Here is a 25,779-nt window from a genome sequence, read left to right as displayed (position 1 = left end):
TAGTTAGGAGGAATGTTATGAGTGCCGCCGATATTAAACAATCCGCCCTTGCCCACTTTGCCAAAAACGGTTACGAAGGGGCATCGCTAAAACATATTGCAGACGACTGCGGGATCAAAAAACCGTCGATTTATGCCCATTTTTCGAGCAAGAACGATTTGTTTCTGCAAGTACTTCAGGACGTATTCCAGCGTCAAGAGGAGTCGATGGTGGCCTATTTTCTAAACCATGCCGATTGGCCGCTGGAGCAGCAGTTGCACGGATTTCTTGAAAGCCGTCTCCAAGCTTATCGTCTGGATGATGAAGTGCGGTTCTTCATGCGAATGGCCTTCTTTCCGCCAAGTACGCTGTATGACGAAGTGATGGCGATGGTGTATCCGGTGCTGGATCAACAAGAGCAGAACTTGTCGAGGCTGCTTGCCGCGGGCTGTCCGGAGCATGGACGTATCATCCGTCATCCGCGCAATGCGGCGATTGCCTTTATGACCTTGGTGGATGGAATCCATCTGGAAACCGTGTACGGCGGGGAAGAACGGGCCATGAGACGTCTTGCAGCTGCTTGGCCAGTGTATTGGTTAGGGGTAACAAAGCAAAGATATAACCACAAGAGTTAATGTCTCCTATTTTACGCATAATGAAGAGGCTTAAGGAGAATAGGAACAGGAATCGGTAACCGTGAGGGGTTACTGTTGTTTTCATAAAAGGAGTGAACAATCATAATGAATCGCAACTGGATTTTTGTGCTGCTTGGTGGATTGGTTGAAATCATATGGGTTATGGGTTTGAAGCATTCCTCTAACATCTGGGAATGGATTGGAACCATAGCCGCCATTGCAGTCAGCTTCTATCTTATTATCGAGGCAGCCAAACGGCTGCCGGTCGGAACGGTGTATGCCGTATTCACGGGAATCGGTACAGCCGGAACGGTCGCGTCGGAGATGCTGTTCTTCGGGGAACCGTTTAAACTAGTCAAGGTGCTTCTGATCTGCGTGCTGCTGGCAGGCGTCATTGGCCTTAAGCTGGTTACGGCTGATCATGCGGAACCGGAGGTGAGCAAGTAATGGCTTGGATTGCACTTGTGTTTGCAGGATTGTTCGAAATCGGCGGCGTCATCGGCATCAAAGGCGTGTCGGAGCGCAAGGGATGGCAATATGTACTGATTTTGGCCTTATCTTTTGCCGCCAGCTTCTCCCTCCTCTCCTACGCCATGACCGTACTGCCTATGGGTACCGCTTATGCCATCTGGACGGGAATCGGGACGGTGGGCGGCGCCATCACAGGGATGCTCCTGTTCGGTGAACCGAAGGAATGGCGGCGCGTGCTCTTTATCGCCATGATACTGTGCTCGGCTGTCGGTCTAAAATTGATCAGTTAATTACTTTTGTAAAATTTCATGAGTTTTCAGAACCTAACGTAAAGGACGACCGTAGTAAAGTTGAAACGGTCGTTCTTTTTCATATATAATAATTCTTGACCTTATGGTCAATCCAAGAACCACAAAGTTCTCAAGTGAGGTGAGCTATTGATTGGCTGATAAAACGGCAGAAAAACGACAGCAAATTCTCATCACTGCGATGCAGCTGTTTTCCGCGAAGGGCTCTTCGGTTACCTCCATGCAGGAAATCGCCGAAGTATGCGGGATGTCGAAAGGCAGCCTCTATCTTCATTTCAAGTCCAAAGAGGAACTGGAAAAGAGCATTTACGAGCATATCGCAAGCCGGATTAAGGACGAGATTCTCCGGGTCGACCACGATCCGCTTCTCGGACCCAAGGAGCAGCTGCGCAAGCAGACGGAAGTGCTTCTAATCCATTTTCTGGAGATCCGGGAATTTCTCCTGAAGCAGTTCCATGATCAGATGCCGGGGAAACCGCCTTTTGACAAGGAAAACATGCGACAGGAAATGCTGGCTGCATTGCAGTGGTTTAACAATAAGCTGAAATCCATTTATGGGCCCGAAGTAGAGCCATACACATTGGAAATCGGCATGTTTATGGGCAGTATGCTGGGTTCGTATATCCGCTTCCTGTTCATGCCCGGGTTCCATTTGAATGTGGGAATCACCGCCGATCACCAGATTCAGCTGCTCGATGATATTGTGGACAGTATTCTGCGCAGACGGCCCGAGCCCCTGATCCCGATGGAGGCGGTGGGGCAGTTGGGCCAATTATGCCAAACCGACATTCGTACAACTCGTCACCCGCTCATCGTCATTAAGGCGATGAAGAATGAACTAAAGAAGATTCAGGTAGAGACGGATGTCCGGGAAGATGCAATGGAGTCGCTCAATATTATGGAGAAGGAACTACTTGCCCTCCAGCCCAGCCGGGCCGTTCTGAAAGGAATGCTTGCTAACTTGGAGGGGATCGAGGACCTTGAAGCATTGTTTGCGGAGCTGAAGGGCACCATTGTTACCGTGCTTGAAAGCTATCTGACACCCGGTGGAATGATGCAGAGAAATTAGTCTAAGTTAGAGACATAGAGTTTTGGAGAGGAGAGAGAATCGCCTAATGAAAGGAATTATCAATTTCTCGCTGCGCAACAAGTTTGCGATCTGGCTGCTGACCATCATCGTCAGCTTCGGTGGGTTATACAGCGGACTGACGATGAAGCAGGAAACCATTCCGGATATTAATGTCCCGTTCTTAAGTGTCACCGCGATCTATCCGGGCGCAGCCCCTGAAGGTGTTGTGGAGGATGTTACCAAACCGCTCGAGACGAGACTCCGCAATATCGACGGCGTCAAGACCGTAACCTCCACTTCCATGGAGAATGCAGCCAATGTCATGGTTGAGTTTGATTATGGTAGTGATCTGGACAACGCTACGGCTGCTGTTCGTGAAGCCATTAACGAGGTAAAGCTGCCCGACGACGCTCAGAAACCTACCATATCCAAATTCAGCATGAGCTCCATGCCGGTTGTCTCCCTAAGTATTGCGAACAAAGACAACATGGCATTGGATGAATTGACACGCATCACAGAGAATGACATTGTTCCGGAGCTGGAGGATTTGGACGGCGTTGCTTCCATTCCATCCAGGTAGCCGGACAATTCGTGAACGAGGTACAGCTTAAGTTTAATCAGGACAAACTGAACGAGCTTGGCTTGTCGGAGGATACCGTCAAAGGTATCGTGCAGGGTTCCGCGCTGTACGTTCCGCTCGGCATGTTCGAAATGGACAAATCCCAGAAGGCCGTTGCTATTGATGGCGGCATTATCGGCATTGACGATCTAAAAAACATCGCTATTCCGGTTGTTCCGGGCGGCGGCGGTGCAGATGCAGCTGCCGGAGCCGGCGCTCCGAATACCGGGGCAGGTCAACAACCATCGCAGCAGCCTTCCGGTGATGCAGCTGGGGCAGGCCAACAAGGCGCTCCTGGAGCCGGTGCTGCTGCAGGCGGACCAAGCGGTGCTCCTGCCGTTCCAAGCGGCATTCCAACCGTAAAACTCAGCGAGATTGCCAAAATTGAAGTTATTGGAACCTCGGAATCCATCTCCCGCACCAACGGGAAGGAATCAATCGGTATCCAAATCGTGAAAGCCAACGACGCCAATACGGTGGACGTTGTCAATCAGGTGAAAGACAAGGCCGAGGAATTGAGAGGCCTCTATCCTGGCATGGATCTGACGATCATGCTGGACCAAGGCAAGCCGATTGAAGACTCTGTTCATACGATGCTCTCCAAGGCATTATTCGGCGCATTGTTCGCCGTTCTGATCATAATGGTCTTCCTGCGCAACATCCGTTCGACGATTATATCGATTATTTCGATCCCATTGTCCTTGCTGATTGCTGTGCTCTGTCTGAGACAAATGGATATCACCCTGAATATGATGTCACTCGGTGCCATGACCGTTGCCATCGGCCGGGTTGTCGATGACTCGATCGTCGTTATCGAGAATATCTACCGGCGCATGTCCCTCTCGACCGAGAAATTAACGGGCCGGGAGCTCATCAGCGCCGCTACACGCGAAATGTTTGTACCGATCATGTCCTCCACTATCGTAACCATCGCGGTATTCCTGCCGCTTACCCTGGTCAGCGGTATGGTCGGAGAGCTGTTCATGCCATTTGCATTGACGATGGTCTTCGCACTGCTCGCTTCTCTGGTCGTAGCGATCACACTCGTGCCCGCTATGGCGCACAGCCTGTTCCGCAAAGGCTTGAAGAACAAACATGATCATGCGGAGAAACCGGGCGCAATGGCCCGCGGGTATCGTTCCATTCTGAAATGGACGCTGAATCACAAAGCCATTACATTCCTGGCAGCCATCGCGTTATTGGCAGGAAGCTTGTTCCTGACGAAGTACCTTGGCGTTAGCTTCATTCCGGAACAGGAAGACAAATATGCCATGGTGACTTATTCTCCTGAGCCCGGCGTCATGCTGGAGGATGTGGAGGAACGTGCATTAAAAGCGGAGAAATTGATTCTGGATCAACCTGGAGTCGAAACGATGCAGTACTCCATCGGCGGAAGCAATCCGCTTGGTATGGGATCAGCGAATTCCGGATTGTTCTATATTATGTATGACCCGGACACGAAAAACTTCGAAGATGTTAAAAAAGCCCTTGTCGAGGATCTTGCCAAGGAAGTACCGGACGGTACTTGGTCCAATATGGACATGGCAGCCGGCGGCTTTGGCGGCAGCCAGTTAACGGTTAACGTCTTTGGCGATTCTCTGGAGCAGATCAAGCCGGTGGCTGATCAAATTGCTGAGCTTGCCAACAAGGATACAGCCACCTTCGAGAATGCAGAAACCAGCTTGTCCGAAGCGTTCGAGCAGTATACGCTGGTTGCTGACCAAGAGAAGCTGAGCTCCCTTGGCCTGACCGCAGGACAATTGGCAATGAAGCTGTCTCCCGTACGGGAACGTCCGGTCTTGACCGAAGTCAAAATTGAGGACAAGACTTACAATGTTTACATTGAAACGGACAGCAAAACCTATAAGAGCATCAAAGAAATTGAGAACGAAACCGTCACCTCTCCACTCGGTATCGAAGTGCCGATCAAGGATGTGGCCAAGGTGGAAAAAGGAACAACTCCTGACTCCATTATGCGCATCGACGGGAAAATGGTTGTGACCGTCACAGCCGATATCCTGTCCAGCGATGTTGGATCGGCCTCCACCAACCTGGAGACTGAAGTGAACAAGCTTGAGCTTCCAGACGGCGTATCCGTCCAGTTCGGAGGCGTTACCGAGCAAATCAACGAAACCTTCGGACAGCTTGGACTCGCCATGCTGGCAGCCATTGCGATTGTATACTTTGTGCTTGTGGTTACATTCGGTGGCGGTCTCGCACCGTTCGCCATCCTGTTCTCGCTGCCGTTCATTGTCATCGGAGCCATTATCGGTTTGCTTGTTACAGGCGAGACACTGAACGTGTCTGCACTCATGGGCGTACTCATGCTGATCGGTATCGTCGTGACCAATGCGATTGTATTGATCGACCGCGTGATCCATATGGAACGCGAAGGCATGAGCACCCGCGAAGCCCTGCTTGAAGCCGGCGCTACCCGTCTTCGTCCAATTCTAATGACGGCACTCGCAACGATCGGCGCTCTCCTGCCACTCGTATTCGGTTGGGAGAACAGCGCAGGCATCATTTCGAAAGGACTTGGCATCACGGTTATCGGCGGTCTGATCAGCTCGACGCTGCTCACACTCGTGGTGGTACCTATCGTGTACGAGTTCCTGATGAAGTTCAGCAAGAAAAGAATCGAAGATTAATTAGAACATCAAAGCCCCGGCTTCCTACATTAGGAGGCTGGGGCTTTTTTTGGATGACTATGATATTGTCCTGGCTCGCTAATGTACCAGCACAGCTTCCCTGGAATGCTTCCACGTCTTCAGCATGTTCAGATCCTGTGCGAGGAACTCCTCGAGCAGACTGAATACCGACTGATAAAGCGGGCTTTCCGTGGAGCCTTTTAGATCCTTGCAGAGGGATGGCACCCATGACAACAGATGCTCCTCCAGAAACTTCTCTTGAACCTCCATCAATTGCAGCATGCTATGTTCACAATACGTATTGTTCAGCATACGGTCATGAAGCAGTGTCATAAATTCCAGTTCAATGGCTATATGATCGTCCGCTTCCCCGTGCAGTTTATTAAAGGCAACACCGACGGATGCATAACAATCGGCTAAATCCTGAGCGCATCCATCCTTCGTGTAATGAGACTTTGCCGCCTGACGCTGTTTGGACTGCTGAAGCAATCGGCGGTATTCCGCCCCTTCGTATTCGCAAATCCGAACCAATTCCTCAGGTGAGCGTCCACATAAATAGGTCATCAGGTCCGTACCGGCCTTCGAACACTCCGCAGCCTTGCTAATTCCGCTTCCGCGGCTCCATTCCGCAATCATAGACAAGCTGGGCCAATTGCCCAAAAAATCGATGAGCAGCTCGTAGACCGTACCCCGGTTTTCAAGCCATCTGTGACAGACGTCAGGCACCTCCAAAGTTTGAACAGGTGATATCGCCAAATCGAACCTCCTATTGGTAACCTTTCTTGTTGGATGTGATATCCTTGACAGTATATCTTAGATGAACGTCTAATGAAAGCAGTTTGAAATGATTTCCGAAAATTTCGGAAAAATCAGGAAACTTTCGGAAATCTAGAATGTCACTACTCGCTTTCAAGGGGAGAAAGCTTTTGTCCACAGCTTCAATATACTGGATCCCGAAAGCGTTTTCTGTGATTCTTCTCACAAATCCTTGAACTTATCCACGCAGCTTGTCCGGCTGACATGACCCTTACAATGCATTGACTCCCGTTCGGGGAATGGCTACAATGTGACCATGCATGCTATAAAGGGGGATTTCCATGATCGAACCGCTTAAAGATTCTTTCGGTCGGGTCCATGATTATATTCGTATCTCGGTGACGGATCGATGCAATCTTCGTTGTGTCTATTGTATGCCGGAAGAAGGGATGGAATTCCAACCTCCCGATCAGATTATGAGTTATGAAGAGATCGCAGCGATCATGCGCGTCCTTGCCCCAATGGGTGTCTCCAAAGTACGCCTTACCGGCGGCGAGCCGCTGGTACGCAAGGACCTGGAATCCTTGGTCCATATGATTGCTTCCATTGAAGGAATTCAAGATATATCCCTGACTACCAACGGGATCATTCTCCCCTCCAAAGCTCGCCTGCTTAAGGAAGCCGGACTTACCCGAATCAACATCAGTCTGGATTCGCTTCATGAGGATCGCTACGCGCGCATTACGCGCGGCGGTCAAGTGCGTAAAGTGCTGGAAGGCATTGAAGCCGCTTATGAAGCCGGCCTGGATCCCATCAAACTGAACATGGTGCTAATGAAGGGCTTCAACGAAGACGAAATTCGCGACTTTATCGCGCTGACGCTCGATCGTCCCCTACATGTCCGCTTTATTGAATACATGCCGATCGGGCAAGCATCCGATGCCTGGCGAGATTCGTATCTGCCGCTCAGCCGGGTATCCGAAGTGTGCCAGGAGGCGGGTTGGACCATTCAGGAAGAGCAGGGGCCATCCGGCAACGGACCTTCACGAAATATGAAGGTGGTTGGAGCTACAGGAACCTTCGGTCTGATCCATCCGGTCAGCGATCATTTCTGCGATTCCTGCAACCGCCTCAGGCTGACGGCTGACGGCCACATCAAGGCTTGCCTGTACTGGTCCGACGAATTTAACGTGCGCCGCGTCGTCGATGATCCTTCCGCGGTGGCAAACCTGTTCCGCAAAGCGCTGGGTTCCAAACCGTTGAATCATGAAATGGCGCTCGCGCTCGAGAAAAAAATGCAAAGCCATACCCCAACCGTCCGGCGTATGTCACAGATCGGCGGATAAACCGTCGGCTGTGCGTATAATAGCCGAAGGCAGTCATATGGTTGATATTAAAATCCCCGCCAAGCATTTAGCTGGCGGGGTTATTTTTTTATGATGAATACCGTTTCGTCGTGCTTTTGCACACCTTTATTCAGCTATAGAAATCTACTATCTATCCTGAGGCAAGTCCGCATTCATCAGGCCGCCTGCTGCCTCGTATTCCCCAGGCGTGTTCATATTAAATAAAATTTTGCGCGGATCAAGACCCGTAATTGCCTCTAATTGCTCCTCGTGCACGAAGACGGCATTCAGCTCCTGCACCCACTCCACCATGCGAAGTTGTCCCTTGTTCAGCCTGCGTTCAAGGCCTTCTACGATTTCTTTGCGATATGCTGCCAGCAGGGGATGCACCCTGCCTTCTACAACAGGAATTACAGCATCGGCTGTGAGCTGCTGATTCGCCAGATTCAGCAACCCCCGAAGGAAACGCTCATGGATATGGGGCATGTCGCACGCAGCGACCATATTCCATGTGCTTTGGGATGACGTGAGCGCTGCATGAAGACCCGCCATCGGGCCTTGCCCGACATAAAGGTCGGGAACGCATTCCAATCCGAGAAATTGATAAGACTCGGGGGTATTGGTGGATAGGATGACGCGGCCGCTAACCTCGTCAAGCGCCTGGACCGTTCGCTCGATCAAACTCATTCCCTGCATGGGCAGGAGCGCCTTGTTTCTTCCCATTCTCCGGGAGGCCCCGCCTGCAAGTACGATACCCGTCACCTGATCCGGCGAAAAGCCGACATCTATGGATTGACCGCTCATATGTTCTACCAGCCTTTCTTACACGTTGTAAAAAAACTTGGTTCAGTTTATAGGTTAATAACCAGAATAATGGAAAATCATTTAAAAGATGGTTTGTATCCCTTTTCAATGCGTGATACATTGAAAGGGAAAGCGGCTTTTTTTCGATGCCGCGATTGTGGATTGTATTCGGTTTGAAAGGAATGACCCACTTGCGGAATATGGACAACGCCCAACCTTCGCTGATATCGCTCAAGCTGTTCAACTTCTTCATTTACGGAACCATGGTCATCTTCACCGGTTTCTTCCAGTTATATTTACAAGATATCGGCATGAGCAAAATTGAAATCGGCAGCCTGATGGCGATCGCGCCATTTGTGTCCATCTTCGCCAATCCGTTCTGGGGATTCTGGGGTGATCGGGCGGCAAACATCAAGCGGGTGCTGCTGATCATGATGACCGGTACGCTGCTGCTGGTTCAGCTTGTATTTCAAGCGAATACCTATGCAATGATATACATGACAATGATTTTCTTTTATTTCTTCCAGACTCCGATGTTCTCGCAGACAAATTCGCTGATTCTAACCTATATTGAGGAGACACAGCAAAAATTCGGCTCGTTCCGGCTATGGGGCTCGCTCGGATGGGCGCTGACGGCTATCGCTGCAGGGCCTGTCATCGACCGGCTCGGGTCGGGGCGCATCGCCATCGTGTTCTCGATTATGCTGCTGGTGGCGGCCGTGTTCATGTTTACGCTGCCCTCTATCCAGAAGACGACAGCATCGGCATCGGTCAGTCTTAGAGGACTCAGCAGGCTGTTCCTGAACTCCTATTTTGTCTGTTTTATCCTGTTAGGCATTATGGTATCCATCCCGAACACAGCCAATAACACTTTTATGTCCCTATACATCCTGGAGCTTGGCGGTACCAAGCAGATGGTGGGCCTTGCGATCTTCTTCTCGTCTATATTTGAAGTGGTGATCTTCATTCTGTTTGACCGCTTCCTGAAACGGAAAATCAATGTCCTGGTCGGCTGCCTGACGATTGTCAGCCTGCTCTTCGCCCTCCGCTGGCTGCTGATGGCGGAAGCCAACAGCGCGCTGGAGGTGGCCTTCATCCAGCTCCTGCATTGCGTAACCTTCGGCGGCTATTTCTATGTCGGCGTACAGCTGACGATGCTGTTTGTGCCGACGCCGTATCGCGCTTCCGGACAAGCGATCTATACCTTAAGCTGGAGCGGCATATCCGGCGTCATCGGCGGTCTTGCCGGCGGCTGGATGTTCCAGAACTTCGGGGCGCAGATCATGTACCGGACCGGCACGATGCTTGCCATTGTGGGTGCCATCGGCTTTGGCTGGATGTGGTACAACCTTCGCAAGCACGGGTATCAGCCGCTGCATCCGGACGATCTCGATAGCGACGAGATGGAGGAGTACGCTGCGAGTTAGACCGTGGTCCTGTACGCAAGCCATTCGGTACCATCGTAAATATAACAAGACTCGAATGAATCCTGTAACGGAATCTTCGAGTCTTGTTTACGTTATAGAGCACAGGAGACTTCTTCAACGCGCCTATGCCGTTATCTTGATTTAGTTCTTCGGAAGCTGGAACGAGCTCTTCAGGGAGACCACGCGATTAAATACCGGACGTCCTGGCTGCGAATACTTCGAGTCGACGTTGAAATATCCATGGCGGAAGAACTGGAACTTGTCCTGCGGCGCAGCATCCTTCATATTCGGTTCCACGAATCCCTGCACGATTTGCAGCGAGTTCGGGTTGATGTCGTCCAGGAAGGACTTCTCGGCAGTTGCTTCTTCCGCCTCGCCTGCAACCTCCTGCACCAATTCGGCTTCTTCCTCTTCGTCCTTGAACAGCGGTTCGAACAGGCGGAATTCAGCAGGTACGGCCTGCGTGGCTTCCACCCAGTGAATCGTTCCCTTCACCTTGCGTCCGGTAAAGCCGCTGCCGCTCTTCGTCTCCGGATCATACGTGCAGTGGATCTCGACGACCTTGCCGTTCTCGTCTTTAATGACGTCATTACACTTGATGAAGTACGCATGCTTCAAACGGACCTCGTTGCCGGGGAACAAGCGGAAATATTTGTTCGGAGGATCTTCCATGAAATCTTCCTGCTCAATATAAATCTCGCGCGAGAACGGAATCTGGCGAATCCCCATCTCCGGATTCTCCGTGTTGTTCTCGGCGTCCAGCCATTCGATCTGACCTTCAGGGTAATTCGTAATGACCACCTTCAGCGGGTCCAGCACAGCCATCGTACGCGGCGCCTTCAGCTTCAGGTCCTCACGGATAAAGTGTTCCATCACTTGGCGGTCCACCGTGCCGTACGCCTTCGAAATTCCCGTCTCAAACACGAAGTTGCGAATGGCTTCAGGCGTATACCCCAAGCGGCGAAGTCCGGAGATCGTCGGCATGCGCGGATCATCCCAGCCGTCCACCACATTCTCGTCGACGAGCTGCTTCAGTTTACGCTTGCTCGTAACCGTCTGCGCCACGTTCAGACGTCCGAATTCGTACTGATGCGGCGTGCTGTCCATCTCGCATTCGGCCACAACCCAATCATAGAACGGGCGTTGATCCTCAAACTCCAGGGAGCACAGGGAATGCGTAACCCCTTCAATGGCATCCTCCAGCGGATGGGCAAAAGCGTACATCGGATAAATGCACCACTTGTCGCCTGTATTGTGATGATGCGCGTGAGAGATCCGGTAGATGACCGGATCCCGCAGATTAATATTCGGCGAAGCCATGTCGATCTTGGCGCGCAGCACGCGCTCGCCGTTGGCGAATTCCCCTTTGCGCATCCGCTCGAACAGATCCAGATTCTCATCCACGCTGCGATCCCGGTATGGACTATTATGCCCTGGCTCGGTCAGGGTTCCGCGCGTTTCGCGGATTTGGTCAGCGGATTGGTCATCCACATAAGCTTTCCCTTTCTTAATCAGCAACACGGCACGATTGTACATCTCTTCAAAATAATCGGACGCGTACCGCAGCTCTTCCCAATCGAATCCGAGCCACTTCACGTCCTCCTTAATGGAGTTAACATACTCAATGTCTTCCTTCACCGGGTTCGTATCATCGAACCGCAAGTGCGTCCGTCCGCCGAATTCATCGGCCAGTGTGAAATTGATCCATATGGCCTTGGCATGTCCAATATGCAAGTAGCCGTTCGGCTCCGGCGGAAAGCGGGTAACGATTTCCTTAACTTTACCGGACTTCAGGTCTTCGGTAATAACATTTTTTATGAAATTGGAGGGGGTTCCCCGATGGTTCTCCACGTTGATCAACCTTTCGTCCTGTAATTTCTGTCTATCTCCTGTATAAACGTGTTTCCCTTAAATATACCTGTAATGCCGCGATTGTTCAAGGAATTCGGCACCTCCGTGCCGCAAGTTGCCAGCTTGCCATGAGGATTCGGCAAGCAGTCTGCTCCCAGCATCTTAACCCGCACACAGAAGATTCTCCCACAACCGAAAATGCCGGCGAAAATCGTTTTGACGGGGGCTGGTCAATAGGGTAGCATGGAGAGAAAAACAGCTATGAAGGAGGCCTGCAATCATCTTATGAAACCTACCAAATTCCCTAAAGAACAACGCGAACAGCTGATTGGACTGGTTCAGGAATACTTTGAGACCGAGCGCGGCGAAACCCTCGGCCATCTAGCCGCAGAGGGTGTTCTTGATTTTTTCACGGAGACCTTAGGGCCTCATCTATACAATCAAGCGCTCAGCGACTGCAGAACGGTTGTCAGTCAGCGTATGATTTCCCTTGAAGAAGATATTTACGCATTGGAGCAAAAAGTGAAGCGGACTCGTTAAAGCTACATACACTTCACGAGTGAACAAAGGAGATACCTTATGTTTGGATACACATTAGATGACCATGTTGAATTGCGCCCGCTTGCCATAGAGCATGCACGGGCGATGTTCGAGATTACCGATCGTTCCCGGGACCGCCTGCGCAAGTGGCTTCCGTGGGTGGATGCCGTCACCGAAGTCAACGATACCGTCAATTATATCAAAGGCGCCATGAAGCAAGCGGCCGAGAACGGCGGCTTCTCGGCCGGCATCTGGGTCCGCGAGGAGCTGGCAGGCACCATCTCGTTTCATGAGATCGATTGGAACAACCGCTCGGTCAGTATCGGATACTGGCTGGATCAGCATTTCACGGGGCAAGGCCTGATGACAAGCGCATGCCGCGCGTTCACGGATCACGCGCTGATGCGCATGGGCCTGAATCGGGTGGAGATCCGCTGTGCAACGGCTAACCATCGCAGCCGGGCCATTCCGGAACGGCTGGGGTTTGTGCTGGAGGGAGTCATAAGGGAAGCCGAGAAGCTGCCCCAAGGCTATGTTAACCACGCGGTCTACGGCATGATTCAGAGCGAATGGAAGCGGATGAGGTAACCTCTACATCCGGAATAAAACCGGCTTGAATCCCACGATAAGGACGCAAGCCGGTTTTGTTGTCTGTATGTGTTCTAGAATATAGGCTGACCTTGGCTTAGAAGCCCGGCAAGAACCATCGTCTCACTCCTGATTCTCCCGCAGGGTCTCCAGCCATTTGCCGAATTGCGACTTCAGGCTGGCTGACAGCACATCGATCTCCAGCATGCGGGACAATCCGCGTTCATCCTTCCGTCCATCCTTCATCATGCGAAGCACGTCCTGCACCGTTATGCCGGAAGCATGGGACTCAAGCTGAGTGACCGCGGAATCGGCACGGACATCCCCTTCCTCCAGGACTCGAAAGTAAAACCCGCTGTAGCCCGTATTCAATACTCTTGCCGGCATATCTTTCACGCCATGCTTTTGCGACAGCTTAAAGCAGGGATATCGGGGCTGGCTGACCTGTACCACCGTGTCGCCTATCCGGTATACATCCCCGATGCAGACCCGATCCTCCAGCATCCCCCGCAGCGTCAGGTTTTCGCCAAAGGCAGCATGCGCCATCTGTTTGCCCAAGGAGTGTTCCCAATAAGGATAATGCTCGAAGGGGTACGCGCACACCGCCTTATCCACGCCGCCGTGATTGACGAGATCGGCCTGACCATCCCCCTCGAAATTCAATGAACTTAGGAACAAGGGACCCTCCACAGGCTGCTTATAGATTCCCGTGGACAGGTCCTTTCCCTGGTAATCAACCGTTACAGGCTTTCCCACATTCAGCGATACAATGCCCATAGTCATGGAAAATAACCTCCGCCTTCTTTTCTTTTCATCTACTATATGCAATAGCGTGTGCCCTTGTCCAGAAGCCGTTTTAAGTGGCGGGCCAAATAACATTAGGCCAACCAGAAAACCCTGGTTGGCCTTAACATACGAAACAGCCCGGCAAGCTGCCGGACTGTTCAACCCTATGAACTTCATCTCTCTGCCGCTCGGTAAACGGCCTAGAGGGATATCATGATGTGATCCATCATGATAAGAAGCAGCACATTAAGATATCATCGACGTAACGTCCATCCACATAAAACTCCTGAATCAGCCTGCCCTCTTCCTGAAACCCGCAGTTCCTGTAAAAAGCCAATGCGCCAGGATTGCTGGACAGCACCCGCAGCCTCAGCTTCGAAATGCCCTCCGCGCGCGCCATGTCCTTCACGGCATCGATCAGCCGCTGCCCGATGCCCTGCCGTTGATAGGCAGGATGAACCGCGATGTTCAGCTCTAGCACATGACGATTACTGTGAAGGCTTGTGGGCGACCGGAATCCGATGTAACCGCACAGTTCCCCCTCATGCAAGGCCACGAGCTGTGTGCCTGGCGGACAATGCAGAAGATAATGATCTCTTGAGTTCCACTCCAATGGGGCAGGGGCCGTATTGCGATCCCATACCAGTTCGTCGAGTTCCATGAGTGCAGCAGCATCCTTCATCTCGGAGAACCGGATGGTCAATGTCTCTTGACCGGTCTTCATCGCCATCCCTCGCTTTGATAACCATTCCCTCTATTATATCAGACCGGTTTGCTTCTTGCAGACGAGTTTCACGGGGTCAAGAATTATTGTTCATGAATAGAGGCGTAAATATCCACGACGCAATCGGTGCCACCCTCTCCGGCCAATCGTTTGATATCCGCACCTGCAATACGAACGCCGCCTGTGCGATATCGGTTCCGGATCGTATCCGCTGCTACATCCTGCCCGTTAATCGTAATACGAGTTCGCTCGGAACGATCCACGTGATAAATGAACGTTACCGCCATCCCCGCGTAGTTGAATCGGAACTCCAGGCCATCCAGCGTCTTCGGCAGGACAGGATCAATCACCAGGTCTCCTCCCGCTTCGCGAATGCCAAGCGCATTAGAAATCAATTGATTCATGTAGATCCCCGGGCCGCTGGAATAAATCCGCCATCCGCCTTTGACAGGTACGCTTCCGCTGCGCAGCGCATCAAACGATTCCTGCGCTTCATAGCGTGTGTTGAACTTTCCGTCCGAGCTGCTGAAATACGCGTTGCTCTGACGCAGCTCCGCATTCGGCACAACCTCGGCAATGCCGATCGGATTGATGCGCTCAAGCCCGCTCCACACCTCGCTGCTCTTGCCGAGCTTGGCCATCGCCTCTACATAACGGATGTGCGCATGCACATATTGAAGGCCAACCTCCCGGCCAAAATTCGCCGCCTGCTCCGCCCGCTTAAAGTGCGTGCTGACGCCGCCGGCATATACGGCTGGACGGTTCATCAATCTAACGCCGTCCGGACAAAACAGCTGCTCACGGATAATCTCATAATGGCTTGCTGCCTGCTCCGGCGTCAACAGCTCGCTGATCATGCTGCGCGTCATCGGAAGCAGCCGGTACTGGATTCCCGTTTCCTGATCGGACGGATGCAGCAGGAATTTGCTCTGCTCTTTGCTCTCCATATAGACAAAGCCGGGAATAACTTCAGAATTCAAAATATACGTATTGAAATCCCGCTGAATTCCTTCCGCGAGATCCCCCATGGCATCGGACATCGCTTGGTCCACAGGCTCCATGACCTGGGAGAACTGTTTCAAGGTCTGATAGGTCAAAGCCACCGTCCAGCTGCTGACCATGAACTGCTTCAGCTGCGCGTTAGCCGGCTGAAGCGTATCATCCCAATCCCCGTCTCCATAAGAAGACAGATAGGTATCATGAAGGAAGTGATTTTGAATATAGGCCATTTGCTTCTTCACATGCTCAAGCACGGTGTACGTCTGCTCCGTGAAATCGAAGCTGTGCTTTCTCGTGTATGGAACGGCAGACTCCAGTATGCTGTAATCGTTAGTGACGGCCAAATAATCGCCCAGCACCTTAAGCGGCCATACGATAATGTCGCCGTGGCTCTCTTCCTGCTGGATATGGGCGTACTTATCAAACATGAACCACTGCGGCCAATTTCCGTCATCCTCATACTGGTGGGAGTACACTTCAAGCAGGATATCGCGTACCTGCTCGTATTTATGCGTAGCCATGAAATATTCTACAGGCCCTTGGCACACATCGCGCGTTCCCCACGCAGCGCCGCCGTATTGTTCCAGGCCGTGCGGAACCGAATAGTGAACGAGCATGTTATGCGTATACCACCAGGCCAGCGCATTCACCTTGAACAAGCCGTCTTCCTGTCCATTCTTCAGGCTCAGATGGAACCCGTTCATCACAGACGCGTAGAACGAGCGGTAGCTTGCAATCTCTTCATCGGCTACCCGCGCCGCAAGCGTAGCGTTCGCTGCATCAAGGCTGCCTTGTACCGTCATAGTCCATTCCACACTCTCACCAAGCTCAAGTACTGTTAAGGAGGCACTGCCGGGAGCGATGTTGCTTCCCAGACAAGTTTCATCCGTCACCTGCATATCGGCTCCCGTCACCCCAAGGCGATAATGCAAATCCTTATACACGGAAGCGCTGAGCGAAGCCGAATCGGCACGGAACGTAATGATGCCGTCTTCCTGAACCCTATGATACGGGACTTCATATTCGTTCACATCCATCGTGACCTGCATGGTGACCAAATAACGGTACGCTCTTCCGCTCTCGGAACGGACTTGGAGCGTAACCTCCGGTGCCGCGGCAGACGTGAAGTTCGTAATGATCAGCATGTCGCTTTCGGTCTTATAGTACCACCGTACATAGTTAAAGCCGATCTCGAACACGGACGGCATCGTCAAGAGGCGATATTCCCCGTCCATCTCGACATAAATCCGCTGTCCGGATGTCTTAGGCACGTTTAGTGCATTCCGCGCATGACTCATCATTTTGTTAAAATTCGTGTTCCCCGTCACCAGCTGGGAATTAAACACGCCATACATGTAGGAGGTTGTCGTAATGACAGGGCTGCCCAGCTTCACATTGTTGCCGCTCATCAAGATATGACCGTGCGGACGCTCCACGCGAAGCTCCTTCTCCTTCAAAACGATATGCTCATAGGTATCCGTGAAGAACGAGAGCAGCTCCTCCCCGTCACGCTCTTCTTGGCGGCGTACAGGATACAAAGCGTTCAATTCGTCTGCCGTCAGCGGCAATGTGCGAAGAGGTTCCCCGAAGCGCTTGGATCGCTCCGACCGAGGCAGCTGATGGCCCGTCTCCGTCAACCGGCTCGCTGCAAACTGGTGCCACACAGCCTGAAGCTCATCCTGGAATTCAAGCGACGTAACTGCTTCCGGATGATCCTCTTTAAACAAGCCGTAAAATACGAACCGAGCCGTGCCATTCAGAGCAACGAGAGGGGACTGCAGAGCCGTATAGGCAAACTCATATTGATACACCTCATTCGGCAGACTCTCCTTGGATAAAGCCACCGCCTGATTCGTTTCTTTATAGGAAAGGCCGAAGAACTGAAAGCCATCCGTTGCATACCCGACAGCAGAAGTCATCGCCCCCTGTTGAAGATACGGGAATTTGCCTCCCTGCGGCTGATTTTGACGTGAGCACACGACATACCCCAGATCTTCCTGCCGGAACACAGCATGGTCAATGTACTGGGACAAATAGGCCTCATTGTTACGAACGGCACCAGGTTGGGCGATGCCGATATCCTGTCCATACACGACGTCGGCTTGAATTCCTTCCCCCCGGAGCTCGACGTCCCAGAACCACGCGCCGGTATCCGTTGGGGTAAACAAAACCTTATAACCTACTCCCTTGACGCTGCCTTCCCACATCATCCGGTTATCCGCGTGAGTGACCACGCTGTTGGAGTGTACTCCGAGCATAGGAACGGCCTGAATGCCGCTCTCAGTATGGATTCTCAGAAACAAATTGTTAAGGGAGCCGTCAATCGAATTGGAGAGCAGTTGATTGATCATCGTCGTGCCGTAAGTGGCTTGATAAAGATCACCGCTAGGCAAAAAGGAAAACGTCAAATCTCCCGCCTGGAGTACAATCTTCGCATCGTTCATTACATGATTGGCTGTCACAAGTTTCACTTCCTATTCTGCATAAATGATGTTAGTCGAGTTATTTCCGAAGCCGAAAACGTCTTGTCTCCGTATCCCGGCTATTCTTTCCAACCATAATGTCGAACTCGCCCGCATCGCTGGTGAAAGACAGATCCGAGTGGTGATAGCGCAGCTGTTCTTCGGTCAGCGTAAACGTGATTTCCTGTCGTTCGCCCGGCTGCAGCAGCACCTTGCGGAAAGCCTTTAGCTCCCTGACAGGCCTAACGACCTCTCCGGATCGGTCGCGGACGTACAGCTGGATCACTTCTTCACCGGCCATATCGCCGGCATTCGTCACCGAAACCGTAATTTCAAGCGGCTGGTCCGGGAACATTTCATCCGCCGACAGCGTCATCTTCCCGTATACGAATTCCGTATAACTGAGGCCGAATCCAAACGGAAGCAGCGGCTCATTCGGAATGTCCAAATATTGCGATACATAGCGTACCTGCGCATCGGGCGCATCCTTCGGACGGCCGGTGTTAAAATGGTTATAGTATACCGGCACCTGTCCCACGGAATAAGGGAACGACATGCTGAGCCGGCCGGAAGGATTCGCCTCGCCCGTCAGCAGTGCAGCTACAGCCGCCCCGCCTTCACTTCCCGGGAACCAGGCTTCCAGCACAGCCTCCACTTCGTCCAGCACCCCATGCAGATCCAGCGGACGACCGTTGAACAATACGGCAACCATCGGCTTCTCCAGCGTTTTCAAATGCTGAATCAGCTCGAGCTGCGGTTGTGGCAGCGTTATAAACCCACGGCTGCCCGCTTCGCCGCTCATCTCGGAATCCTCGCCCAGCGCAAGCACAATCACGTCGGCTTCCTTTGCTGCCTTCATCGCCTCTTCCAGCTGCTGCCCGGTCATGGCGTTCACGTTACAGCCCTCGGCTACCGTCAGCAAACCGGAAGACAGCTTGGAGCGCAGTCCCTGCTCCAGCGTTACCGCGTCTTCTTTGGAGCCTGTCCAGGACCAGGGGCCAAGAATATCGCCGCTGGCAGCGAACGGGCCGATCAACGCTACGCGCTGCCCGCCGCGCAGCGGCAGCAGCGAATCGTTCTTCAGGAGCACGCAGGATTTCGCCGCAGCTTCCCGGGCCGCCTGACGATGTTCCTCGCAGAACACAATCTCCCGTTCCGCCTGCGGGTCGGCCCCCCGCACAGGGCGCTCGAACAGTCCAAGGCGCTTTTTCAAAGACAGAATGCGCAGCACCGCTTCATCGATCAGACTCTCGTCCACCCGGCCTTCACGTACCATTTCAGGTAAATGATGAACATAGCTGGAAGTCATCATCTCGATGTCCACGCCCGCTTCAATAGCTCTTAACGCTGCCTCTGCCTCATCCTCCGCTACCCCGTGTGGAATTAGCTCTTTGACCGCTCCCCAGTCGGAGATCAGCACGCCGTCAAAGCCCCATTCGCGGCGCAGCAAATCGCGCATCAGCCGTTTATTGCCCGTAGCGGGTATGCCATCCACCGTATTAAAGGCGGTCATGACCATCTCGACACCTTCGTCCAGCGCAGCCTTGTACGCCGGCAAGTAATACTCCCGCAGCTGACGCTCGGACATGTCCACCGTGTTGTAATCGCGGCCGCCTTCGCCTGCTCCATATGCGGCAAAGTGCTTCACGCAAGCAGCCAGCCGGTTGAGGTCGCCGCTCAGGTCCTCCCCTTGGAAACCTCTGACAAAGGCTCTGGCAAATTCACTGTTTAAGTAAGGATCTTCGCCCGTCGATTCCATCACGCGCCCCCAGCGGGGATCGCGCACCAGGTCCACCATCGGCGCAAATGTCACATGCAGGCCGGATACCGCGGCTTCGCGCGCAGCGATTTCCGCACTCCGCTCCGCTAGGCTGGGGTCCCAAGAGCTCCCCATGGCGAGCGGCACCGGAAAGATTGTTTTAAAGCCGTGAACGATATCAGCCATCATCAGCAGCGGAATCTTCAATCGATTCTTGCGCAAATGGGTTTCCTGGACGGCTATCACTTCCTCCGCACCTGCCAAACCCAGCACGGAGCCGGCATTACTTACGATGTCATCGGTGATGCCAAGCGACTCCATCGGTCCTGTAATCTGCCCCGATTCTTGGGCGCCTTCGAAAAAAGGGACGGCCAGTTGTATAAGCTGCGCAATTTTCTCCTCCAGCGTCATCTGCTCGACCAGAGAAAGTAGTTGTTGATCTGCCATTTCCCATCCTCCTATGTCATTACCATTCACTTTTCATTATTTCGAAACGTTATGATTCCCTCGAAAACAATCAATAATTTCCTAAAACCTTATATTTTATAAGCATTTATACTTACAAATTAACAATCTAAAAAGCGAAGAAATCAGCGCTAATTCGCATATAAAATCGAAACGTTTCAACACATGCGGACAAAAAATTCAGGGCAGGGGCAGCCAATCCAGCACCCGCTGAATTTTGCGATCCCAATATCCCCATTCATGACCACCGGGTTCTTCCTCATAGGTGATATGAAGCCCCAGGCTGTCCGCATAGTGTCTAAAGGTTTGATTATCGTTATACAAAAAGTCCTCTGTCCCACAGCACTGATACAGCATCGGTTTGTCGCCACTGTATGCCGCGAATTCCGAGGCTAAGAACAGCAAATCGTCCCGGCTTCCTCGCAATTGATCGACGCTTCCAAACAGGGTACGGATTTCTGCCTCCTGAAAGCCCGGTCCTGCAGCGCGGCTGGCGAGATCCAGCCCACCCGACAGGCTTGCGCCTGCCGCATAACGATCCGGATAACTCATGGCCAGCTTGAACGCTCCGTAACCCCCCATCGAAATTCCGGCGACAAAGGTATCTTCCCTCCGCCCGGACACCGGAAAGAACGACTGAACGAGCCGTGGAAGCTCCTCGCTCAGGAAGGTAAAGTAAGGAAAGCCGTTTGCCATGTCCATATAATAGCTTCGTCCGACTCCCGGCATCACGAGCGCGATGCCTTTATTCTCGGCGTATCTTTCGATGGACGACCTGCGCATCCATTCGGTCTGATCCGCTCCTCGTCCGTGAAGCAAATAAAGCACCGGCAGTTTCGAAGAAGAACCGTACGGCAGCAAAGCGGCTTGCGGCAGAAAAACCTCTATACCGGTAGACAGTTTCAGTGCTTCGGAATAAAAATCACACGTGATCCATGCCAAGTTCCTCATCTCCAATCCGGTCCATTAATTCTCTACTTTGCTCTTCCCTGCAGATGCCCGTTCCATCATTTCGGTCGTCAGCATATAAGACTGCTTCACGGATTCACCGGCCAATATCTGAAACAGCAAATGGGCTGCAAGCGATCCCGCCTCGCTCTTGGGCTGCTTGATCGTGGTTAGCGGCGGATTCACGTATTCGGCTAATTGTATATCGTCATATCCGATGACGGATACATCATCCGGCACCGATATGCCGCTCTCCTCAAAAGCCTTCAATCCTCCGATGGCCATCTCGTCGTTGCCGTAGAACACCGCCGACGGGAGCGCCCCCTGCATAATCATCATCTTGGTCGCATTGTAACCGCCCTCGCGCACGAAGTTGCCGCTGAGACGCCATTTCGACTGTTCCTCCAGCCCTGCCTCGGCTAGTGCCCGTAAATACCCCTGATAACGCAAATGGCTATCGTACGAATCTGAAGAACCGCTGATGTATGCCACATGCCGATGACCGTTCTCAAGCAGATACCGGGTAGCCGTGTATCCTCCTTGTTCCCCATCGACCAGCACATTGACCAGGTATTCGCTGCACAATGGACGATCCATCACGACAATCGGAAATTGGGGACCCGAGGTCTCGATCAGAACTTCATCCCGGATATTAGGTGCAAGTATGATGGCACCGTCCGCCCTTTTCTCTCTCAAAAATTTAACCGCCGTTGAATCTCTGCCACCCATCGAACTGCAGGCGATCAGATCATATCCGTTGGTTAAAGCGACTTCCTGTACGCTTCGAATCAGCTCGGAATAATAAGGCCCGGATAGATCCGTCAGAATAAGAGCGATTGTCTTGGTGCGGCTCCGCTTCAAATCCATGGCAAATCCGTTCTTCCGATAATTCAACTGCCTTGCTGCCTCGAGCACCTTTGATCTTGTCTTGGAACTCACTCTGCTGTCGCCGCTTAACGCGTATGAAGCCGTTGACAAGGCGACTCCAGCGAGCTTTGCCACATCCTTAATCGTTGCCATTTCCTTACGCCCCTTCTACTACTTAAAAAACTCTATCTATTTTATTTCATGCCAGAGATCGTATATCCTTCAATAATATGTTTTTGGAAGAAAGAAAATACGATGATAATCGGAACAACCATAAATGCAGCGCCTGCCATCTGGAGGCCGAAATCAGATCCGTGCTGTCCTTTCAGAAGCTGCAGACCCACCGAAAGCGTATAAAGCTTTTGGTCATTTGCCATGATGAGAGGCCACAGGAAACTGTTCCAAGCGCCGATAAAGGCCAAAATCCCCTGCACCGCAAATACCGGCTTCGTGATCGGAACGATCAACTGGAAGAAAATCCGCAGCTCTCCCGCTCCATCCAGCCTGGATGCTTCAATCAGATCCGTAGGGATCGTGGACATGAACTGACGGAAGAGGAAAATACCGAATGCTCCGACCAGGCCAGGCAGCACAATACCCGCCATCGTGTTAGTCAATCCCATGGCATTAATCAGCAGGTAGACCGGAATCATGGTAACCTGTCCCGGAATCATCATCGTTGCCAGCACGAGATAAAACAGCTTCTTGTTGCCGGGGAACTCATATTTAGCGAATGCATATCCTGCAAGCGCATTGAGGAACAGACCGACAAAAGACCAGAACACAATGATAAGCGTATTTTTCAGGTATACGATAAAGTCCAGCTTCGTAAATAAATCCACATAATTTTCAATTGTAAATTCTTTCGGTAATAGCGTCGGCGGAACTGCCGTAAATTCATTTTCCGGCTTGAATGAGGACGTGATCATCCAGATAAACGGAATCATCATCAGCAGTCCTCCTGCAATGAGCAGCACCGTCATGACTGTTTTCTCAATTCTTTTAGCTGCCATACCCTGAGCCTCCTTCAGTTACGATACGAAAACATCGGTTGAACCTGAAACTTAATATTCGACATCTTTTCTCTTGACTGCGAATTGTACGACCGTTACAGCGATAATGATGATGAAGAGCACAAACGATCCTGCAGCCGCATAACCAAAATTGCTAAGCTGGAAGCCATTGTTATAAATAAAGAGGGCCATCGACATCGTGGAGTTCAGCGGTCCGCCCTTGGTCATAACCAGCGGCTCCTCGAAGAATTGAATCCAGCCGATCAGCGTCGTTATCGTGACAAAGAAGGTGGCAAAGCTAAGGAGCGGAACCGTGATGTACAACAGTTTCTTCCATTTGCTCGCACCATCGATCTCCGCCGCTTCATAGTAGGAGCGTGGAATGCCCTGCAGCGCAGCCAGAAAAATGATCATATTGAGGCCAATCGATTTCCATACAGCCAGAAGAATAAGAGATAACTTGGCAAGTGTAGGATCATTCAGCCATTGCTGTGCGGGAATACCAAACCAGGATAACATATGGTTAAAGAGGCCGTAATGGCTGTTATACAGGTATCCCCAAACAACCGCGACCGCCACAATATTCGTAATGGAAGGCATATAATAAACAACGCGGAATGTCTTAAACAACCATCCCGTGCCATAGTTAAGCAGCAATGCAGCACCCATGGCAAGCATAACGACAAACGGAACACCGATAATAACATAGAACATGGTGTTAAACATCGATTTCAGAAAGATGGGATCTTTAAATACATTCATAAAATTATCGAAGCCAACGCCTTCAATGTTTGAATAATTAGCGAGACCAGCGAGGTCAATATCCGTGAAGCTGATGACAAGCGCAATGATGATCGGAATGATTGAGAACGTCAGAAGCAGCACCAGTGCGGGCGCAATAAACATATAAGGATACTTATATTGGTTAAAGCGCTTGATAAAGTTCTGCAATGTCATTCACCTCCTGCAAGTGTGGGTTTCTCAATAAAAGAATAACGCTCTTTGGAAGCAGTCAGGCTTGTTTCATCCTTCGAAGAAACAAGCCGGGCTGCGCTTAAGAAGCACTCTTATTTTTTGTTTAGAATTTCAGTAGCTTTCTGATTCAAAAGATCCATTTCTGCTTTGATGTCAGCACCGCCAAGCGTAATTTTCTCAAATGCGGCAATGGCTTCTTGGGAGATAGCATCCCACTCCTTAATGAACGGAACAGGCTTAGCGCTTTCGAGCTGTTTTCCGAAGGTAGCAAAAATCGGATCTTCAAAGCGTTGATCTTCCCATGCACTCTTAACAGCAGGCAGGTTTTTAGCCACATCATAGTTGGTCAGCTGCGATTCTTGTTCACTCATGAAGGATATGAATTTAACGGCTTCATCTGCATTTTCGGTTGTGTTGAATACCGACATGTTAGCTCCGCCGAGGAACGATGCATTGTTTTCTTTAGCTGGAAGTGTCGTCGTAGCCCATTTGCCTTCAATCTCAGGCGCTTTGTCTTTAACGCCCTGAATCATCCAAGGACCGCTGATAAACATCGGGAATTGTCCGTCTTTAAATGCGGCAAACAGATCCAAATCACTGGCAAGCGGCGTCATGCCCGTATCATAGAAGCTCTTCAGGTATTCCATGGCTCCCATGAATTCCGGCTCGTTAAAATGAGGCTTCCTGTTTTCGTCGATCATAGCGCTTCCATTCTGCCAAGCAAACATGGACAGATAGTTCATATCTTTAGCATCAATGGTGATTGCGTAATTGCCGTCTCCTCTAGCTGCCAGTTTCTTACCGGCATCCTTCATTTCATCCCAAGTCTTAGGACCTTCCGGATAGCCTACTTCAGCCAAAATGTCCGTACGGTAGAACAGCACGCGCGTTTCCACATACCATGGGATGCTGACAACTTTGTCATCATAACTCATGGTTTGCACAGCACCGTCAAAATAATTTTCTTGCTTCAAGTTTGGATACTTTTCAAGATAAGGCGTCAGATCGAGCAAAGCTCCAGCCTGAGCAAATTCCGGAATCCAGGTTGTTCCCATCTGCACGACGTCCGGGCCGCTTTTGGATGCAACCGCTGTAAGCAGCTTGTCATGGGCACTGCCCCAAGGAATTAATTGAACGCTTACCTTAACGCCTGGATTCTTCTCTTCATATTGCTTAATCAAGGTTTCGTCAGATGTGTCACCCATCAACCAAACTTTCAGTTCCTTCTTGCCTCCACCGCCTTCGCTACCTCCATCTGCTTTCTCAGACCCGCCCGAGCATCCGGCTAATACGACGGAGAACACCAGCAATGCTGCCAACGTCCACAATATTGATTTTTTTCTCATTCTACATTCACCCCGTTTTTAATGTTTACCACCATGCGAAACGTAATGCAAAACCTAATTGAAAGCACTTACTTCGAAACGTTTCGATTTTATTCAAAAAAATAAAGACGCCGGATAAAGGTTGCTTCTATAATCCTACTGTCTCTTCATTCCCCCTATAAAGCACCTTTTCATGGTTATCCTAGGGATAAACAAGCTGTTTCGTGTTCATAATAAAAATTTTCCTTGCTTAATTACTTTAAAAAACGCATTCTTTTTGAAACGTTTCGACAAGTTCATTATAGCTCCCCCTGAGAGCGATTTCAATATCCTTTTTATTTTTTTTGTAAGGCGTTTCTTTGACAAGTGGTGTAAGCCTTAAACCGTAGACAAAAAAAGCAGCACACCCCAAAGA

General features: G+C 51.3%; 21 protein-coding genes and 1 pseudogene. 9 read left to right on the top strand and 13 right to left on the bottom strand.

Going from position 1 to position 25,779, the window contains the following annotated elements:
* The first annotated feature begins 17 nt into the window (after positions 1-17).
* The 5 genes and pseudogenes from ACPV3A_RS00655 (at position 18) to ACPV3A_RS00635 (ending at position 5,729) form a co-directional block, all read left to right on the top strand.
* A complete protein-coding gene (locus ACPV3A_RS00655) occupies positions 18-614 on the top strand; it encodes a TetR/AcrR family transcriptional regulator (RefSeq protein ID WP_426197882.1) in 597 nt (198 codons plus the stop codon).
* A 105-nt stretch (positions 615-719) separates the two neighbouring features.
* On the top strand, positions 720-1,061 hold the full coding sequence (locus tag ACPV3A_RS00650; RefSeq protein ID WP_194539951.1) for a DMT family transporter: 342 nt from the start codon (positions 720-722) through the stop codon (positions 1,059-1,061).
* Positions 1,061-1,375, top strand: a complete 315-nt coding sequence (locus ACPV3A_RS00645) for a DMT family transporter (protein WP_194539952.1) — start codon at positions 1,061-1,063, stop codon at positions 1,373-1,375. Before ACPV3A_RS00650 ends, ACPV3A_RS00645 begins: the two co-directional genes overlap by 1 nt.
* A 151-nt stretch (positions 1,376-1,526) precedes the next feature.
* A complete protein-coding gene (locus tag ACPV3A_RS00640; protein WP_426197881.1) occupies positions 1,527-2,462 on the top strand; it encodes a TetR/AcrR family transcriptional regulator in 936 nt (311 codons plus the stop codon).
* A 46-nt stretch (positions 2,463-2,508) separates the two neighbouring features.
* Positions 2,509-5,729: pseudogene (locus ACPV3A_RS00635) on the top strand (efflux RND transporter permease subunit).
* A gap of 78 nt (positions 5,730-5,807) precedes the next feature.
* Here the strand turns inward: ACPV3A_RS00635 and ACPV3A_RS00630 are convergent.
* Entirely contained in the window at positions 5,808-6,485 is a 678-nt protein-coding gene (locus ACPV3A_RS00630; RefSeq protein WP_194539955.1) for a TorD/DmsD family molecular chaperone, read from the bottom strand.
* A 341-nt stretch (positions 6,486-6,826) separates the two neighbouring features.
* Between ACPV3A_RS00630 and moaA the strand changes: the two genes are divergently transcribed.
* Positions 6,827-7,831, top strand: a complete 1,005-nt coding sequence (gene moaA, locus ACPV3A_RS00625; RefSeq protein ID WP_426197880.1) for a GTP 3',8-cyclase MoaA — start codon at positions 6,827-6,829, stop codon at positions 7,829-7,831.
* Between the two features lie 147 nt (positions 7,832-7,978).
* Here moaA and mobA read toward each other — a convergent pair whose 3' ends face one another.
* Positions 7,979-8,635: a molybdenum cofactor guanylyltransferase gene (gene mobA / locus ACPV3A_RS00620; RefSeq protein WP_426197879.1), complete on the bottom strand. Its 657-nt coding sequence runs from the start codon at positions 8,633-8,635 to the stop codon at positions 7,979-7,981.
* A 146-nt stretch (positions 8,636-8,781) separates the two neighbouring features.
* On the opposite strand from mobA, the gene ACPV3A_RS00615 reads away from it, so the two are divergent.
* Entirely contained in the window at positions 8,782-10,062 is a 1,281-nt protein-coding gene (locus tag ACPV3A_RS00615; RefSeq protein WP_426197878.1) for an MFS transporter, read from the top strand.
* 141 nt (positions 10,063-10,203) lie between these two features.
* Here the strand turns inward: ACPV3A_RS00615 and ACPV3A_RS00610 are convergent, their stop codons facing one another.
* Positions 10,204-11,922: a glutamine--tRNA ligase/YqeY domain fusion protein gene (locus tag ACPV3A_RS00610; RefSeq protein ID WP_220687285.1), complete on the bottom strand. Its 1,719-nt coding sequence runs from the start codon at positions 11,920-11,922 to the stop codon at positions 10,204-10,206.
* On the bottom strand, positions 11,919-12,086 hold the full coding sequence (locus ACPV3A_RS00605; RefSeq protein WP_220687284.1) for a hypothetical protein: 168 nt from the start codon (positions 12,084-12,086) through the stop codon (positions 11,919-11,921). The genes ACPV3A_RS00610 and ACPV3A_RS00605 overlap by 4 nt, the downstream gene beginning before the upstream one ends.
* A gap of 112 nt (positions 12,087-12,198) precedes the next feature.
* On the opposite strand from ACPV3A_RS00605, the gene ACPV3A_RS00600 reads away from it, so the two are divergent.
* The gene (locus ACPV3A_RS00600; protein WP_071218900.1) at positions 12,199-12,453 is read left to right on the top strand and encodes a DUF2164 domain-containing protein; all 255 of its coding nucleotides are present in this window, start codon (positions 12,199-12,201) and stop codon (positions 12,451-12,453) included.
* Between the two features lie 39 nt (positions 12,454-12,492).
* Entirely contained in the window at positions 12,493-13,041 is a 549-nt protein-coding gene (locus tag ACPV3A_RS00595; RefSeq protein ID WP_113059576.1) for a GNAT family N-acetyltransferase, read from the top strand.
* Between the two features lie 123 nt (positions 13,042-13,164).
* Here the strand turns inward: ACPV3A_RS00595 and ACPV3A_RS00590 are convergent, their stop codons facing one another.
* The 9 genes from ACPV3A_RS00590 to ACPV3A_RS00550 form a co-directional block, all read right to left on the bottom strand.
* The gene (locus ACPV3A_RS00590; RefSeq protein ID WP_426197877.1) at positions 13,165-13,824 is read right to left on the bottom strand and encodes an MOSC domain-containing protein; all 660 of its coding nucleotides are present in this window, start codon (positions 13,822-13,824) and stop codon (positions 13,165-13,167) included.
* Positions 13,825-14,053: 229 nt separating this feature from the next.
* The gene (locus tag ACPV3A_RS00585) at positions 14,054-14,551 is read right to left on the bottom strand and encodes a GNAT family N-acetyltransferase (RefSeq protein WP_216534402.1); all 498 of its coding nucleotides are present in this window, start codon (positions 14,549-14,551) and stop codon (positions 14,054-14,056) included.
* Between the two features lie 83 nt (positions 14,552-14,634).
* Entirely contained in the window at positions 14,635-18,012 is a 3,378-nt protein-coding gene (locus ACPV3A_RS00580) for a GH36-type glycosyl hydrolase domain-containing protein (protein ID WP_426197876.1), read from the bottom strand.
* 40 nt (positions 18,013-18,052) lie between these two features.
* On the bottom strand, positions 18,053-20,218 hold the full coding sequence (bglX, locus tag ACPV3A_RS00575) for a beta-glucosidase BglX (RefSeq protein WP_426197875.1): 2,166 nt from the start codon (positions 20,216-20,218) through the stop codon (positions 18,053-18,055).
* A 198-nt stretch (positions 20,219-20,416) separates the two neighbouring features.
* Positions 20,417-21,178, bottom strand: a complete 762-nt coding sequence (locus ACPV3A_RS00570) for an alpha/beta hydrolase (RefSeq protein ID WP_426197874.1) — start codon at positions 21,176-21,178, stop codon at positions 20,417-20,419.
* A 24-nt stretch (positions 21,179-21,202) separates the two neighbouring features.
* Positions 21,203-22,204, bottom strand: a complete 1,002-nt coding sequence (locus tag ACPV3A_RS00565; RefSeq protein WP_426197873.1) for a LacI family DNA-binding transcriptional regulator — start codon at positions 22,202-22,204, stop codon at positions 21,203-21,205.
* A gap of 41 nt (positions 22,205-22,245) precedes the next feature.
* On the bottom strand, positions 22,246-23,064 hold the full coding sequence (locus ACPV3A_RS00560; protein ID WP_100540992.1) for a carbohydrate ABC transporter permease: 819 nt from the start codon (positions 23,062-23,064) through the stop codon (positions 22,246-22,248).
* Between the two features lie 51 nt (positions 23,065-23,115).
* Positions 23,116-24,003, bottom strand: a complete 888-nt coding sequence (locus ACPV3A_RS00555) for a carbohydrate ABC transporter permease (protein WP_374198260.1) — start codon at positions 24,001-24,003, stop codon at positions 23,116-23,118.
* A gap of 128 nt (positions 24,004-24,131) precedes the next feature.
* Positions 24,132-25,385, bottom strand: coding sequence for a sugar ABC transporter substrate-binding protein (locus tag ACPV3A_RS00550; protein WP_426197872.1), 1,254 nt, complete (start codon positions 25,383-25,385; stop codon positions 24,132-24,134).
* Between the last annotated feature and the right edge of the window lie 394 nt (positions 25,386-25,779).

It is taken from the genome of Paenibacillus sp. Dod16, from assembly GCF_049893405.1.
Taxonomy (GTDB): Bacteria; Bacillota; Bacilli; order Paenibacillales; family Paenibacillaceae; genus Paenibacillus_AQ.
Note: the sequence above shows the minus strand (reverse complement) of the source record. Positions and strands in the feature narration are given on the sequence as shown.

Excerpts from the sequence above, each read along its gene's own strand:
- ACPV3A_RS00655 (WP_426197882.1), top strand. The coding sequence starts at position 18 with ATGAGTGCCGCCGATATTAAACAATCCGCCCTTGCCCACTTTGCCAAA.
- ACPV3A_RS00650 (WP_194539951.1), top strand. The coding sequence starts at position 720 with ATGAATCGCAACTGGATTTTTGTGCTGCTTGGTGGATTGGTTGAAATC.
- ACPV3A_RS00645 (WP_194539952.1), top strand. The coding sequence starts at position 1,061 with ATGGCTTGGATTGCACTTGTGTTTGCAGGATTGTTCGAAATCGGCGGC.
- moaA (WP_426197880.1), top strand. The coding sequence starts at position 6,827 with ATGATCGAACCGCTTAAAGATTCTTTCGGTCGGGTCCATGATTATATT.
- mobA (WP_426197879.1), bottom strand. The coding sequence starts at position 8,635 with ATGAGCGGTCAATCCATAGATGTCGGCTTTTCGCCGGATCAGGTGACG.
- ACPV3A_RS00615 (WP_426197878.1), top strand. The coding sequence starts at position 8,782 with ATGCCGCGATTGTGGATTGTATTCGGTTTGAAAGGAATGACCCACTTG.
- ACPV3A_RS00600 (WP_071218900.1), top strand. The coding sequence starts at position 12,199 with ATGAAACCTACCAAATTCCCTAAAGAACAACGCGAACAGCTGATTGGA.
- ACPV3A_RS00595 (WP_113059576.1), top strand. The coding sequence starts at position 12,493 with ATGTTTGGATACACATTAGATGACCATGTTGAATTGCGCCCGCTTGCC.
- ACPV3A_RS00590 (WP_426197877.1), bottom strand. The coding sequence starts at position 13,824 with ATGACTATGGGCATTGTATCGCTGAATGTGGGAAAGCCTGTAACGGTT.
- ACPV3A_RS00585 (WP_216534402.1), bottom strand. The coding sequence starts at position 14,551 with ATGAAGACCGGTCAAGAGACATTGACCATCCGGTTCTCCGAGATGAAG.
- bglX (WP_426197875.1), bottom strand. The coding sequence starts at position 20,218 with ATGGCAGATCAACAACTACTTTCTCTGGTCGAGCAGATGACGCTGGAG.
- ACPV3A_RS00565 (WP_426197873.1), bottom strand. The coding sequence starts at position 22,204 with ATGGCAACGATTAAGGATGTGGCAAAGCTCGCTGGAGTCGCCTTGTCA.
- ACPV3A_RS00560 (WP_100540992.1), bottom strand. The coding sequence starts at position 23,064 with ATGGCAGCTAAAAGAATTGAGAAAACAGTCATGACGGTGCTGCTCATT.
- ACPV3A_RS00550 (WP_426197872.1), bottom strand. The coding sequence starts at position 25,385 with ATGAGAAAAAAATCAATATTGTGGACGTTGGCAGCATTGCTGGTGTTC.